Origin of the sequence: Edaphovirga cremea (assembly GCF_003332275.1) — a bacterium.
In the GTDB taxonomy this organism is placed as follows: Bacteria; Pseudomonadota; Gammaproteobacteria; order Enterobacterales; family Enterobacteriaceae; genus Edaphovirga; species Edaphovirga cremea.
This window is the reverse complement of sequence record NZ_QOVA01000009.1, coordinates 107,323-120,124: the sequence shown is the minus strand read 5'-3', so window position 1 is coordinate 120,124 and position 12,802 is coordinate 107,323. Positions and strand designations below refer to the sequence as shown.

Genomic DNA, 12,802 nt, shown 5'->3' with positions numbered 1-12,802 from the left:
CCCTCTTCTGCATTCTACGTTGCAAGCCGCGCCATAAGGGCTTTTCGCTGTGATAATCGCTAAAAACCTCTCTTCATCTGGACTGATTACCATCAAGTTTCGTGCCAGAAAAAAGGGTGGCATGTGTATTGCACTACTTCCCGGGAGGACAAAGAAATACCCTGTTTATTGATAATCAGACAAAAGGAAAATTATTATGAAACTCAATAAAACTGCGATCGCCGCCATTATTTCACTGGGCTCTTTGATAGGATTCAGTGGTTCAGCACTGGCTCAGCACGGTATGGGAAATAACATGAACGGCGGTCAGTATCATCAGGGAATGAACGGTGGCGGTTATAGAGCCAATCTGACCGCTGAACAACAAGCGATCTGGCAAAAGGTTTTTGCGGAGTATCAGACGGCAACGGCAAATCTACATCAGCAATTGCTCTCAAAAAATTATGAATATAACGCCGTGCTGACCAGTAGCCCCGTCGACGATAAGAAGCTGTTGGCGGTGAGTAAAGAGATTGCCGCATTGCGCGACAGCCTCTACCAGCATCGCGTCACCATGGACACCCAACTGGCAAAAGCCGGAATGCCGTTGATGGGACACCATCGTGGAATGATGGGTAATTCCGTCAGGATGGGAAATCCTGGCCCGCATTGCGGCAGAGGTTATCAGTAAATATCCGCAGGAATTTTCCGATTTGCTGACCTGCTTTTTAGAAAAATCATGAGAAACACAACATGATAGGCGGGGTGATTTGCTCCGCCGATGCCATTGATTAACAGTTTTACTGGCGCGAACCTATACTGTTCAGACATGCTGCAAACGGTAACCAAGGTGTCATTTCAATGAGCGATGAATTAATCGATGCGGGATACCGCTGCTATACCGGTGACAGGATCGATGTCTATTTCAATGCCGCGCGATGCCAGCATTCCGGAAATTGCGTGCGCGGTAATTCGTCCATTTTTAAACTCGATCATAAACCCTGGATCACACCCGATAATGCCGCAGAAAGTGAAGTCATGCGCGTCGTCAAAACCTGCCCAAGCGGTGCCCTTCAGTACAGGAACAAATAACATGACCTTGGCGATTCAGGAAGATGAGAAACGTTTTTTTATCAATAATGAAAAAGGCGAAATGATCGCTGAAATCTCGTTTGTTCCCAGCGGAGAAAAACTATCAATCATTGACCATACCTACGTTGATGACGTCTTGCAGGGGCAAGGCGTGGGTAAAAAACTGGTCGCCCTCGTGGTCGATAAAATGCGTAAAGAGCACAGGAAAATCATTCCGCTCTGTCCTTTTGCCAAGCATCAGTTTGATGTGACCCCTGAATATCAAGATATCCGGCAATAGGCTATTTTATTTGCCATTTTGGACCTGGGTAGTGCTCAAAATCCTCACGTACTCTATGTACGCTCCGGTTTTTCCGCGCTGTCCATGTCCAAACTGACTGCAACAATTACGCCTATTGAATAGGCTATTTTATTTGCCATTTTGAACCTGGGCAGTGCTCAACATCCTCACGTACTGCGTCGCATCTGGTCAAGCGGTAGATAGTCGAGGGGTTTTACCTCGCGAAGAACAAAGGTGGTTTGCATCTCCTTGATGCCCGGTAAACGGCGTAGCACCGACATGGCAAACGTTGAGAACGTGTCCAGATCTTCTGAAACCACCTGCAACAGAAAATCAGCATCCCCCGCGACGGCATAGCAGGCAATCACCGGTTTCAATGCCCCCATCTGTTTCTCGAAGTGCTGCGCCTCTTCTTCACTGTGACTATCAATTTTCACACGGATAAAGGCCAGAATCCCCAATTTGATTTTCTGTCGATCGATATTGGCCTGATAGCCGGTAATGACGCCGCTCTCTTCCAAATGCTTAACCCGTCTCCAGCAGGGCGAGGTCGCCATTCCCACTTTATCGGCCAAATCCTGATTGGTGATGCGACCAGAACGCTGTAGCTCCTTCAAAATTCGAATATCTGCCGGTGTGATTTCTGATGCTGACATTTTCTACCCGCTCTAAAGTTTATTTAGGAAGACTCTACCAGATTGAGCGCTTTTTGACTGCGAAAAGAAAGCATTTACCTGCCAGCCAACGCTATGATCGTGTTTTCAAATGTCGTCACCAGGAGTCTCATTTTGACAGGAAATATGCGTCTCGCGATTATCGTAAACCCTGAACTTCCGATCGGCTTACTTGCCAATACCACCAGCGCCGTAGGAATTGGGTTGGCAGCCAAATTCTCTCTGCTGGCCGGAACGACTTTATGTGACGCTCAGGGTAGAACTATAGATGTCAGCTCAAAATTACCCGTGCCCATTCTGCAAGCGAATGCGTTGCAGATGCAGGAAATCATGTTGAAGGCGTTGGGAGCGGCAGGTGAGCGGGCGATTGTCCCTTTTCCTGCCTTTGCGCGGTCAATGCACAGCTTTCTGGACTATGAGAATACTTTTCCACAGCGTGATCTGGTTGACGAAACACTGGATGGTCTTGGATTGGCTGGCCCGGAAAAATGGGTCAGATCGCTCACGGGCGCATTGAAACTGCTGCGTTAGTCCCTAAGCAAGTGACGAAAAAGGCAGCAAAATGCGCTGCCTTGTCCGGTTTCCGTTGGCTTCAGGGTAAATAATCAGTCCTGATTTTGGCACCAGAACGTTGCAAGTTTTCCCTCAAAATACTGGCCAGTCGGCCATTCATCGGCAGTCAGTTTTTTGCCGACGGTAAAGCCCGCATCGCTGAATTGAGCAAGATAATCCGCCTCGTCATATGCCTGCATACTTGATGCATAACAGGTGGTCCGCTGGGTTTGCGCATCAATCACCCAATAGGCCGTTGTCGCGACGCGACGTTGCTCATCCCAGTTGTTTTCTTGTAGCAACAGATGCGGTTGTGTTGAAAACAGTCCGGATTCGACACTCTCCCAATTTGTGCCACTCATGCCCTGGCGTTTTACCTCCGCAAACGTGTGGACTTCCAGCAGCAGGTATCCGCCCGATCTGAGCATGGCCTTGGCTTGAGACAAGATCTGCTGAATATCCTGCGAGGTAAAAACATTGAACTCGCCGAATGTCAGCATGATCAGATCAAAGGTTTGCTCTGGCTGAAAATCACGGATATCGCTGCAATGATATGTGACGCACAAGGCATTTTCCCGCGCGTGCTGTTCAGCAAACTCGATAGACGCCGGTGAAAAATCGACGCCGGTGCAGTGATGGCCTTTGGCGGCCAACTGCTCAAGATACAGCCCCGGACCGCAGCCCAAATCGAGTATCCGCGAGGGCACGCCCTGAAGAGTGGCATCAATCCAGTCAACGTGCCGGGTGATGATTTCACGCCGACGGCTGGCCCAGTCGTGCTCTTGCGCCAGATGATTTTCCAGCATTCGCTGGCTGAATGCCGGATCGTTCCAGGGAATTTTTTCCCCTTGTGTCCATGGCTCGATAGGGCGTTTGGTTTGAATAATATCAATCAGTTTCATTAGGTGTTCCTTACTGCTGAAATCCTGCATGCAGGGTTTCACTCCTTGTAAAATAGTCCGCAATGCTCAATCAGAGGCTAACGATTATCAGGTTGCGATCGCACAGCACCGAGACCCTGCTGGGTGATGCGATAAGGTGCGCCCTGATGCGAACGGATCAGTTTCCTGGTCTTGAGTCTATTGAATACCGCAAGCGAACAATCAAGCAGGCAAAAGCCATCGCGGTTATAGCAAATGACTGAAGTGACCCGGCCGCTGGTATTGCGTTCGAATTGAATATGGCCGCCTTTGGCGAGTTGGTGCAGAACACGTTGTTCCGCCCTGGAAAGGTTCATGTCGAATACCTTGTGAAATCCACAAAAAAGCACCCATGCATTAAAAATAATGCACGTCAAAATCTCAGGTTTTGGATGCGTTGATATTCAGCCCGTTAACAACGAGATGAAATATCAGTGGTTTGTCACAATCTCCAACATGCAGGCCTCGGGTAATAATGGATAGGGAAAGCGTTGAACGGGTAAAATTTACTTTCTGATATTGGTAAAGTCAATGAATTAAAGAAAATTCAGCAGGACGTATTATCGATTCTGTGATCTCTAAAACTGTTGTTATTATTTTTATAACAAACATCACACCAATCAATATCGGAAATATCTGGCAACTGTAACAACGCTTATCGCACCGTACCAAGCCAATGCCATTTAAAGATAATTCAGCTTTCCACGAGGAAGAATAAACTCCGGCAACTTTTCTGATTGATATGGCTAGTGAAAATCCCTCTGCAATGTCGACTACGAGGGATATTCCCGCTGGCCGTCTGTTTTTGCCGTGAGGAAATGGTCAGCTATGGCTAAGTTTTTTATTGAGCGCCCTATATTTGCGTGGGTGATTACCATTATCATCATGTTGGTTGGTGCACTCGCCATAATTAATCTGCCCATTTCCCAATATCCTCCGATCGCTCCTCCAACCGTAGCCATTTCGGCGCATTATCCCGGTGCCGATGCGCAGGCCGTGCAGGATACGGTTACGCAAGTGATTGAACAGAATATGAATGGCCTCGATAACCTGATGTATATGTCGTCTCAGAGCGATTCATCAGGCAACGATACGGTCACGCTGTCTTTCCAGTCGGGAACCAATCCCGATATCGCGCAGGTACAGGTACAAAACAAATTGCAGTTGGCGCTGCCGCTTCTGCCGCAAGAAGTGCAGCAGCAGGGCGTGAGCGTAGAGAAATCGACCAGTAACTATCTGATGGTGGCCGCATTCTATTCCGACGATACCTCGCTGAATAATGAAGATATTGCCGATTACGTGGCCGCGAATATCAAGGATCCCGTCAGTCGGTTGAATGGGGTGGGAAATGTCGAGCTGTTTGGTGCGCAATATTCCATGCGCATCTGGCTGAATCCGAATCAGTTGGATACCTACCAAATGACCACGCTGGATGTGGTCAATGCCTTGAAAGTGCAAAACAACCAAATCGCGGCGGGGCAACTTGGCGGAACGCCGCCAGTGGCTGGGCAACAGTTGAATGCCTCGATCATTGCGCAAACCCGCATGAAAGATCCCGAGGAGTTCAGGAACATTATCCTGAGGATAAATCGCGATGGTTCGCAGGTGCGGCTGCGTGACGTTGCCCAAGTCTCTTTGGGCGGTGAAAATTACGATACCGTTGCCCGTTATAACGGCAAGGCCGCCAGCGGCATCGGTATTCAACTGGCAACCGGTGCCAATGCGCTGCAAACGGCAAATAACGTAAAAGAACAGATCGCCCATTTGCAGCAATTTTTCCCGCGCGGATTGAAAATGGCGTACCCCTATGACACGACGCCGTTTATTAAAATCTCCATTCAGGAAGTGGTAAAGACGTTATTTGAAGCGATCATCCTGGTGTTTCTGGTGATGTATATCTTCCTGCAAAATTTCCGTGCGACGCTGATCCCGACCATTGCCGTACCGGTGGTGCTGTTAGGGACATTCGGCGTTCTCGGGGCGTTTGGTTTCTCCATCAATACCCTCTCGATGTTTGGGATGGTGCTGGCGATCGGACTGCTGGTTGATGACGCCATCGTCGTGGTTGAAAACGTCGAGCGGGTGATGCAGGAAGAGGGGTTGTCGCCCAAAGCCGCCACTATCAAATCAATGGAGCAGATTCAGGGGGCGTTGGTTGGGATTGCGATGGTGCTGTCGGCAGTATTTATTCCGATGGCCTTCTTTGGGGGGTCGACGGGGGCGATTTACCGGCAATTTTCCGTCACCATCGTATCTGCGATGGCGCTGTCAGTGCTGGTTGCAATGATTTTAACCCCGGCGCTTTGCGCCACGTTGCTTAAACCCTACTCAGCAGAAAGCCACGGCAGCAAGCGCGGTCTCTTTGGCTGGTTCAACCGGATATTCGAGCGCAGCGCCGGTCACTACCAGTCCAGCGTTTCCCTGATTCTGAGCCGAACTGGTCGCTACCTGTTGATCTATATCATTATTGTTGCGGGAATGGCGTTCCTTTTTCTTCGCCTGCCAACGGCGTTCCTGCCGGAAGAGGATCAGGGCGTACTGTTTTCCTTGATACAACTTCCCGCCAGTGCCACGCAGGAACGAACGCTGAACACCATCAGTCAGGTAGAAAATTATTACCTGCATCAGGAGTCGCAGTCGGTGCAATCAGTATTTTCCGTTGCCGGTTATGGTTTCAGCGGCAACGGCCAGAATACCGGGATGGCGTTCGTTATGCTCAAAGATTGGTCGCTGCGTAAAGAGGCCAGTCAAAAAGCACCTGCCTTGATTGCCCGCGCCGACAAGTATTTCTCAACGATTAAAGACGGGATGGTGTTTGCATTCAACGTGCCAGCAATTATCGAGTTGGGGAACGCAACCGGCTTTGATTTTGAGTTGATCGATAATGCGGGTTTGGGCCATGAAAAATTGACCGAGGCGCGAAATCAACTGCTCGACATGGTCACGAAACACCGGGACACGCTGGTGCGGGTCCGTCCCAATGGGCTTGAGGATACACCGCAATATCAGATAGATATCGATCAGGATAAATTAGAGGCGCTGGGTGTATCCATTGATGATGTCAACCAGACCATTGCCACCGGGCTGGGCGGGACCTATGTGAATGATTTTATCGATCGCGGCAGGGTGAAAAAGGTCTACGTGCAGGGATTGGCACCTTACAGAATGCTGCCAAACGATATCAATAACTGGTTCGTTCGTGGCAGTTCCGGGCAGATGGTTCCCTTCTCGGCATTCAGTGATGCGCACTGGAGCAAAGGTTCACCGCGTCTTGAGCGCTACAACGGTTTGCCCTCGATGGAAATTCTGGGTGAAGCTGCGCCGGGTAAAAGTTCCGGTGATGCCATGGCCCTGATGGAATCAATGGCCAGCAAGTTGCCAAGCGGTATTGGTTACGACTGGACGGGCATGTCGTATCAGGAGCGGTTATCAGGCAATCAGGCTCCGGCGCTGTATGCGATTTCACTGATCGTCGTTTTCCTCTCTCTGGCGGCGTTGTATGAGAGCTGGTCAATCCCGATTTCCGTTATGCTGGTGGTGCCGCTGGGTGTGATTGGTGCATTGCTGGCGGCATTCATGATGAAGCAAAACAATGACGTCTATTTTCAGGTAGGGTTATTGACCACGATAGGATTGTCGGCGAAAAACGCCATTCTGATCGTCGAGTTCGCCAAGGATCTGATGGAAAAAGAGGGCAAGGATCTGATTTCGGCGACGATGGAGGCAGCGCGAATGCGGCTTCGCCCGATCCTCATGACCTCTCTGGCATTCATTCTCGGGGTTCTGCCGTTGGTATTGAGTAATGGCGCGGGATCCGGGGCGCAAAATGCGGTCGGATCGGGCGTAATGGGCGGCATGATCTCTGCAACGATCCTGGCAATCTTCTTCGTTCCCGTCTTCTTCGTGGTGATTTGCCGTCTCTTTGCACCGCGTCAGCGTTAATGCATCAGCGCGAGCGCCTGTTTCAGGTGCTCGCTGTTTATTCCGCCAAAACCAAAAGATAAAACGCCGGATGTCTGGCGATCTTCACTTGGCGAGAAGTAACTGTTTTCGCGACCAAAACCGATGCCCAGGGCATTCAGTTCTGTCAGCCGCTCTGCCAGGGGTTGCGGTTCGTTATAGTGCAGGGCCAGATGTAAACCTGCCGTTGCCGGATAAAGGGATGAGTGCGGGAAAATATCCGCTAAAGCTGAACGCAGCAGTGCATACCGTTTGGCATAGCGTTTTTCCATAGCTTTAAGGTGGCGCAAATAATCGCCACGCAGCATAAAGTCGGTCAGAAATGCTTGTGACAGCCCTGAATTACCCTTATCAAGCAAGGCTTTCAAACTCGTAATGGTTTCGGTCAAATGCTGCGGGCAGATCATATATCCCACGCGTAAACCAGCACCGAGTGATTTGGAGAAACTGCTGAGGTAAATCACACACTCCTGATTATCCAGACTTTTCAGCGCGGGGACGCGTGTTGTACCGTATTGGAACTCCGAATCGTAGTCATCCTCCACCACATAGCAACCGGACTGGCAGGCCCAGGCGAGTAACGCATAACGCCGCGTTTGACTCAGCGTCACCCCGGTCGGAAATTGATGCCCGGGGGTGACGTAACATAAAGTGTGCTTACCCGCAGGTAATACCTCAGTGCGCATCCCTTCGTTATCGATATCGACAGGAATAATGCGGTTACCAGAAATTTGCTGGGACAAGTGAAACAGTTGCCACGCCCCCGCGTAACCCGGATTCTCAATAACGGCTGAACTGTCTGGCCCGAGAAAAAGACGGGTCAGCAGGGAAAGGGATTCCTGTGTGCCATGGGTGACAACAATCTGTTCTGGAACGGCTTTGATTCCGCGATTCAGCAATACGTGCTGACAAATCTGCTCACGTAAGGGATACAATCCCGCTGGATCCTGGTATGCCGAAGCCAGTTCGCGCTGGTAATGTGAACTGGCATTATTCCAGCGTTTCCAGGACGCCCATGGAAACGCAAGGGGGTCGATGGCACCTAACCTGAAGCTGAAAGCGGATTTGTCGCAGGGATCCTGATGAAATCCCGTCGATCGGGCAAACAGAGGGGGAGTAAATGCCTGGGTTTTTTGCGGAGGGGAAAAAATAACGCCGGTATTTACGTCCTTGCTATAAACAGCAATATAGCCGATACCCGGTCGATTAATGACATAACCATCCTCGACCAATTTCTCATAAGCCAACCTGATGGTATTAAGCGATACATTGAAGTCTTGCGCAGAGGTTCTTACCGAAGGTAAAAACTCACCGGGACCGATTTTATTCTGCGAAAACTGCGTCACCCAATAGCGGTAAATTTGCGCTTGAAATGACACGCCGGTTATTTTTTGCAACGCGAAAGCAGGCACGTAAACCCTTTTTGCATTAATAAAATACAAAAGAAAGAGTAGCAGTTCTTTTTAAGCTGGCCTAGTGAAGGAGAGTAATGGTCTGTTACTTTGGGTATATATAACGTTGCGGGAGCATAGCGAAGCGAAACCGCCATCACGCGCGTTGCGTGATGGCGGAGAGAGAAAATGCTTACCAGAATCCCAGGACTTTCCACCAGGCACTGCCGATAAACAGCCAGATAGGAATAACGACCAGACTGATCAGGAAACCAATCTTCCACCAGGTTGCCAGCGGAATGTAGTTACAGCCAAACAGAATCGGGGCCGGGCCGCCAGAATAGTGCGTAGTCGCCATATAAAGGTTACTGAACATACCAAAGACCAGCACGGTCAGCATTGGCGGTGCACCCGCCGCAATGGCGATAGAGACAAATATTGCATACATCGCACTGATGTGGGCAATGGCGCTCGCCATCATGTAGTGGCTGTAATAGTAAGCCAGCAACAGAATACCCAGCATCGGCACCCAGTTCATTCCCTGCACGGAACCGGCAATCAGCGAACCAAACCAGGCGATAAAGCCCAACTTATTGAGCTGACTTGCCAGCGTCATCAACACTGCAAACCAGATAATCGTATGCCATGCTTCTTTCTCGGAAATCACATCTTCCCAAGTCAGCGCACCGGTTAACAGTAAGATAGCCAAGCCGATAAAGGCGGTCATGGTGGCGTCGATTTTCAATGCTGAACCGCACACCCACAAGGTGACCAGACCAATAAATACGGTAAGAACGATCCACTCATTGCGGCTCATGCCACCCATTTCGCGAAGTTTTTCGTTCGCCATGGCACGCATTTCAGGGGTTTTTTTCAGCTCAGGCGGATAGAAACGGTAAAGCAGAAGCGGGATAACCACCAGCGAGATCAAACCGGGGACAATCGCCGCCACTGCCCAACTGGTCCAGGTGATCTGGATGCCCATTTCCCCGGCCAGTTTTCCGACCATGGGGTTACCCGCCATGGATGTCAGGAACATCGCACAGGTAATGGCATTACACTGGAAAATACATTGCACCAGAAACGCGCCAATCTTGCGCTCGGTGCCTCTTTCCGGCGTGGAGTCATAAGCTTCTGAAATAGAACGAAACAACGGCGTAATGATACCGCCACAACGCGCTGAGGTGGAGGGCATTGCCGGAGCAAAAATCAAATCGGTCAATACCAGACCGTAGGCCAGCCCGAGCGAGCTGTGCCCCAGTTTACTGATAAACAGATAACCGACACGCCGACCAAAACCGGTCTTGATAAAACCACGCGAGATGAAGAATGCGCAGGCAATCATCCATATGGTCGGATCGGAAAACCCGGCCAGCACGGCTTTCATATCCAGCAAACCGGTGCTTACCACCACGGTCAGGCTGAAAATAGCCATGGCACCGAGTGGATAAGGAGAAAGGATCAACCCTATTACCGTCGCGGCAAACACTGCCATCAAATGCCAGGCAGCGGGATTGACACCTTCAGGGATTGGGCTTATCCAAATACCTGCCCCAATCAGCAGGATAATCAGCATTTTCCCCATTTTTGTCTTAAAGAGTGACATTATATTCATACCTTTATTCCATTAAGGTCTATATCTGGTGGTTTACTTGGGAAGTTATGACAACAGAGCTATCAATAAAGTGACTTTATATTTGAAGAGCAAAAGCTATGTTGATCGAGGTCATTCTTGATCGGGAGTTTTACTCCTTAAGGGGTAAAATTTTACTCTGTGACTTTTTATAAGTAAAAAAATCGGTGCGCAATTAACGGGGTGAAAACTAATGTTAATTATTAATGTCTTGATGTTTAATTATTATGATTGCCAATGTTATATATTCTAAAATACCCCCTCCATAAATAGTGGAATACCTTGTATTCATAGAGTACAGACATTTTTCCTTTTTTTCTGAAACGTGTTTCGTATCGCTACCTTTATGACGCGCAACGAACGTCAATATGTCGCATTCGTTAACGCCAGACCGGCGCATTTTAATAAATGCTATCCCGACAGCAAAAAATACACCCTGTAATGCGTAAAGCAATGCGTATATATCCGCGTGGGAAAGTCTATTGGTGAATGGATGCGATAGAGGCGTAATTCCCTCCCCGGACTAAACAACGGGCCGGAGAGGGGCGGGCATTAATTTACAGGGAGGGCGCTGGCGCGCAATGTGACCTGCTGTTGCTCAGTATCTTTGGTGAAACGCCAGCACTGCTGATGATATTTCGCCACGCTATTTCGGTGTGCGACGCTGACCAGAGTCATATGCGGTAACTCCTCCACCAGCAGGCTGTACATCCGTTGCTCGGTGTCATCATCCAGTGCGCTGGTGGCTTCGTCGAGAAACAGAATGTCCGGCTTGATCAACAGGGCGCGGGCGAAGGCCAGACGCTGCTGCTCACCCGGCGACAGGCGATGGCTCCAGTTTCCGCTGGTATCCAGGAAAGGTTGCAGATGCTTCAAATGGCAGCGCTCAAGGGTATCCAGCAATTGCCCATCGCTGAATCCCGTGGCGTCATTTGGGTAGCTCAATGCATCACGCAGCGTACCAATGGGAATATAGCTGCGCTGCGGCAGGAATAGCCGGACTTTATCCTGATCGGCAAGAATTTCCCCGCTGCCATAGGGCCAGATGCCTGCAATGGCACGCAGCAACGTCGACTTACCGCATCCGGATGGCCCGGCAATCAGCACCTTATCGCCGCTGTTCAGCTTGACATTGACCGGCTCAAACAGGCGCTCGCCCTGAGGAAGGGTGAGGGAGAGATCGCGCAGTTCCAGTGAATGCCTGCTATCACTTTTCATGGTGATGGCCGAGCGCTGGGCGTCGATCCGTTCCACTGCGTCATTGAATCCGGCGAGACGGTTCACACAGGCTTTCCAATTGGCCAGATCGGTAAAGGCATCAATAAACCACGACATCGCCCCCTGAACCTGACCGAAGGCCGAGGAGATCTGCATCAGCATGCCGAGCTGGATTGCGCCGGTAAAATAGCGCGGCGCTGCCACCAAAAACGGGAAGATGATGGCGAATTGAGCGTAAAACGTGGAGGCGACGTTCAGGCGCCTGGTAACGCGCATGATCGACCACCAGTTGGCGCGGATCGATTCAAACTTGCCGTCAAGTTGCTGACGTTCGCGGTTTTCACCCTGATACAGCGCAATCGCATCGCCATTCTCACGGATACGGATCAGACCGAAACGAAAATTTGCCTCGAACCATTCCTGGTTATAACCCAATTTCACCAGCGGTTTGCCTATCCACCACACCAGAAAGGAGCCCAGAATGGCGTAGAGCAGGGCGAACCAGACCATATAGCCCGGAATGGTAATGTTATGCGCAGCGACCATAAAACTGAGGGGGCCGCTGACCGACCAGAGAATGGTAACGAAAGAGACCAATGTCACGACGCTGGACAGCAATCCGAGGGATAAATTCAGGGTGCCGCTGGTCAGGGCATTCAAATCATCGGCGATACGTTGGTCAGGGTTATCAATACTCTGTTGCTGTTCGGTATGATAATAGACATGGTGTTTCAGCCATTTGTCCATGTACTTGCGGGTCATCCAGCGCCGCCAGTACATTTGCAATCCCTGCGTCAGATAGATTTTGTAGATGGCAATCAGAATGAAAGCCAGAGCCAGCCAGGTAAAATGCAGCAATTGCGCCTTGAAAACCGGATAGTCTTTATTCTGCAAGGCATCGTAAAATACCCTGTTCCATTCATTCAGCAATACGCTGATATAGACGGTTGCCAGTGAGAGCGCCACAATGGCGATCAACATTCCCCACGCGCGCCATTTTTCCTCGGAGTGCCAATAGGGTTTGATCAAACTCCACACCGCCCTCCATTGCGATTGAGTGGTTTTTCCCGGTTGTTTATTCATAGGTAGTCAAACTTCCAACG

The 12,802-nt window shown here is 50.1% G+C and carries 11 protein-coding genes; 5 read left to right on the top strand and 6 right to left on the bottom strand.

Annotation, left to right across the window (positions count from 1 at the left end; all coding sequences use genetic code 11):
- Positions 1–196 precede the first annotated feature (196 nt).
- From DRI82_RS14145 to DRI82_RS14135, 3 genes are all read left to right on the top strand, one after another.
- On the top strand, positions 197–670 hold the full coding sequence (locus DRI82_RS14145; RefSeq protein WP_114194565.1) for a periplasmic heavy metal sensor: 474 nt from the start codon (positions 197–199) through the stop codon (positions 668–670).
- A gap of 170 nt (positions 671–840) precedes the next feature.
- Positions 841–1,071: a (4Fe-4S)-binding protein gene (locus DRI82_RS14140; protein ID WP_114194564.1), complete on the top strand. Its 231-nt coding sequence runs from the start codon at positions 841–843 to the stop codon at positions 1,069–1,071.
- Between the two features lies 1 nt (position 1,072).
- Entirely contained in the window at positions 1,073–1,351 is a 279-nt protein-coding gene (locus DRI82_RS14135; protein WP_114194563.1) for a GNAT family N-acetyltransferase, read from the top strand.
- A 167-nt stretch (positions 1,352–1,518) separates the two neighbouring features.
- Here DRI82_RS14135 and DRI82_RS14125 read toward each other — a convergent pair whose 3' ends face one another.
- Positions 1,519–2,007 (bottom strand): Lrp/AsnC family transcriptional regulator, encoded by a 489-nt coding sequence (locus tag DRI82_RS14125; RefSeq protein WP_114194561.1) that lies wholly within the window; start codon positions 2,005–2,007, stop codon positions 1,519–1,521.
- Positions 2,008–2,151: 144 nt separating this feature from the next.
- Between DRI82_RS14125 and DRI82_RS14120 the strand changes: the two genes are divergently transcribed.
- Positions 2,152–2,556 (top strand): DUF2000 domain-containing protein, encoded by a 405-nt coding sequence (locus DRI82_RS14120; protein WP_211317666.1) that lies wholly within the window; start codon positions 2,152–2,154, stop codon positions 2,554–2,556.
- 74 nt (positions 2,557–2,630) lie between these two features.
- Here DRI82_RS14120 and DRI82_RS14115 read toward each other — a convergent pair whose 3' ends face one another.
- A complete protein-coding gene (locus DRI82_RS14115) occupies positions 2,631–3,479 on the bottom strand; it encodes a class I SAM-dependent methyltransferase (protein ID WP_114194559.1) in 849 nt (282 codons plus the stop codon).
- Between the two features lie 77 nt (positions 3,480–3,556).
- Positions 3,557–3,814, bottom strand: a complete 258-nt coding sequence (locus DRI82_RS14110; RefSeq protein ID WP_114194558.1) for a YjhX family toxin — start codon at positions 3,812–3,814, stop codon at positions 3,557–3,559.
- A gap of 511 nt (positions 3,815–4,325) precedes the next feature.
- On the opposite strand from DRI82_RS14110, the gene DRI82_RS14105 reads away from it, so the two are divergent.
- Positions 4,326–7,439 carry an efflux RND transporter permease subunit gene (locus DRI82_RS14105; protein WP_114194557.1) on the top strand — a complete coding sequence of 1,038 codons (3,114 nt, stop codon included), beginning with the start codon at positions 4,326–4,328 and terminating at the stop codon, positions 7,437–7,439.
- On the opposite strand, the gene pdxR is transcribed toward DRI82_RS14105, so the two are convergent.
- The 3 genes from pdxR to DRI82_RS14090 all read right to left on the bottom strand — a co-directional run bounded on the left by pdxR (position 7,436) and on the right by DRI82_RS14090 (position 12,782).
- Entirely contained in the window at positions 7,436–8,869 is a 1,434-nt protein-coding gene (pdxR, locus tag DRI82_RS14100) for a MocR-like pyridoxine biosynthesis transcription factor PdxR (RefSeq protein ID WP_157968073.1), read from the bottom strand. The two genes, DRI82_RS14105 and pdxR, sit on opposite strands and share 4 nt — an antisense overlap.
- A 172-nt stretch (positions 8,870–9,041) precedes the next feature.
- The gene (locus tag DRI82_RS14095; RefSeq protein ID WP_114194646.1) at positions 9,042–10,454 is read right to left on the bottom strand and encodes an anion permease; all 1,413 of its coding nucleotides are present in this window, start codon (positions 10,452–10,454) and stop codon (positions 9,042–9,044) included.
- 579 nt (positions 10,455–11,033) lie between these two features.
- A complete protein-coding gene (locus tag DRI82_RS14090; RefSeq protein ID WP_114194555.1) occupies positions 11,034–12,782 on the bottom strand; it encodes an ABC transporter ATP-binding protein/permease in 1,749 nt (582 codons plus the stop codon).
- Positions 12,783–12,802 lie beyond the last annotated feature (20 nt).

What these genes read in the sequence shown, in the direction of transcription:
- DRI82_RS14145 (WP_114194565.1), top strand. Translation starts at nt 197, where the DNA reads ATGAAACTCAATAAAACTGCGATCGCCGCCATTATTTCACTGGGCTCT.
- DRI82_RS14140 (WP_114194564.1), top strand. Translation starts at nt 841, where the DNA reads ATGAGCGATGAATTAATCGATGCGGGATACCGCTGCTATACCGGTGAC.
- DRI82_RS14135 (WP_114194563.1), top strand. Translation starts at nt 1,073, where the DNA reads ATGACCTTGGCGATTCAGGAAGATGAGAAACGTTTTTTTATCAATAAT.
- DRI82_RS14125 (WP_114194561.1), bottom strand. Translation starts at nt 2,007, where the DNA reads ATGTCAGCATCAGAAATCACACCGGCAGATATTCGAATTTTGAAGGAG.
- DRI82_RS14120 (WP_211317666.1), top strand. Translation starts at nt 2,152, where the DNA reads ATGCGTCTCGCGATTATCGTAAACCCTGAACTTCCGATCGGCTTACTT.
- DRI82_RS14115 (WP_114194559.1), bottom strand. Translation starts at nt 3,479, where the DNA reads ATGAAACTGATTGATATTATTCAAACCAAACGCCCTATCGAGCCATGG.
- DRI82_RS14110 (WP_114194558.1), bottom strand. Translation starts at nt 3,814, where the DNA reads ATGAACCTTTCCAGGGCGGAACAACGTGTTCTGCACCAACTCGCCAAA.
- DRI82_RS14105 (WP_114194557.1), top strand. Translation starts at nt 4,326, where the DNA reads ATGGCTAAGTTTTTTATTGAGCGCCCTATATTTGCGTGGGTGATTACC.
- DRI82_RS14095 (WP_114194646.1), bottom strand. Translation starts at nt 10,454, where the DNA reads ATGTCACTCTTTAAGACAAAAATGGGGAAAATGCTGATTATCCTGCTG.
- DRI82_RS14090 (WP_114194555.1), bottom strand. Translation starts at nt 12,782, where the DNA reads ATGAATAAACAACCGGGAAAAACCACTCAATCGCAATGGAGGGCGGTG.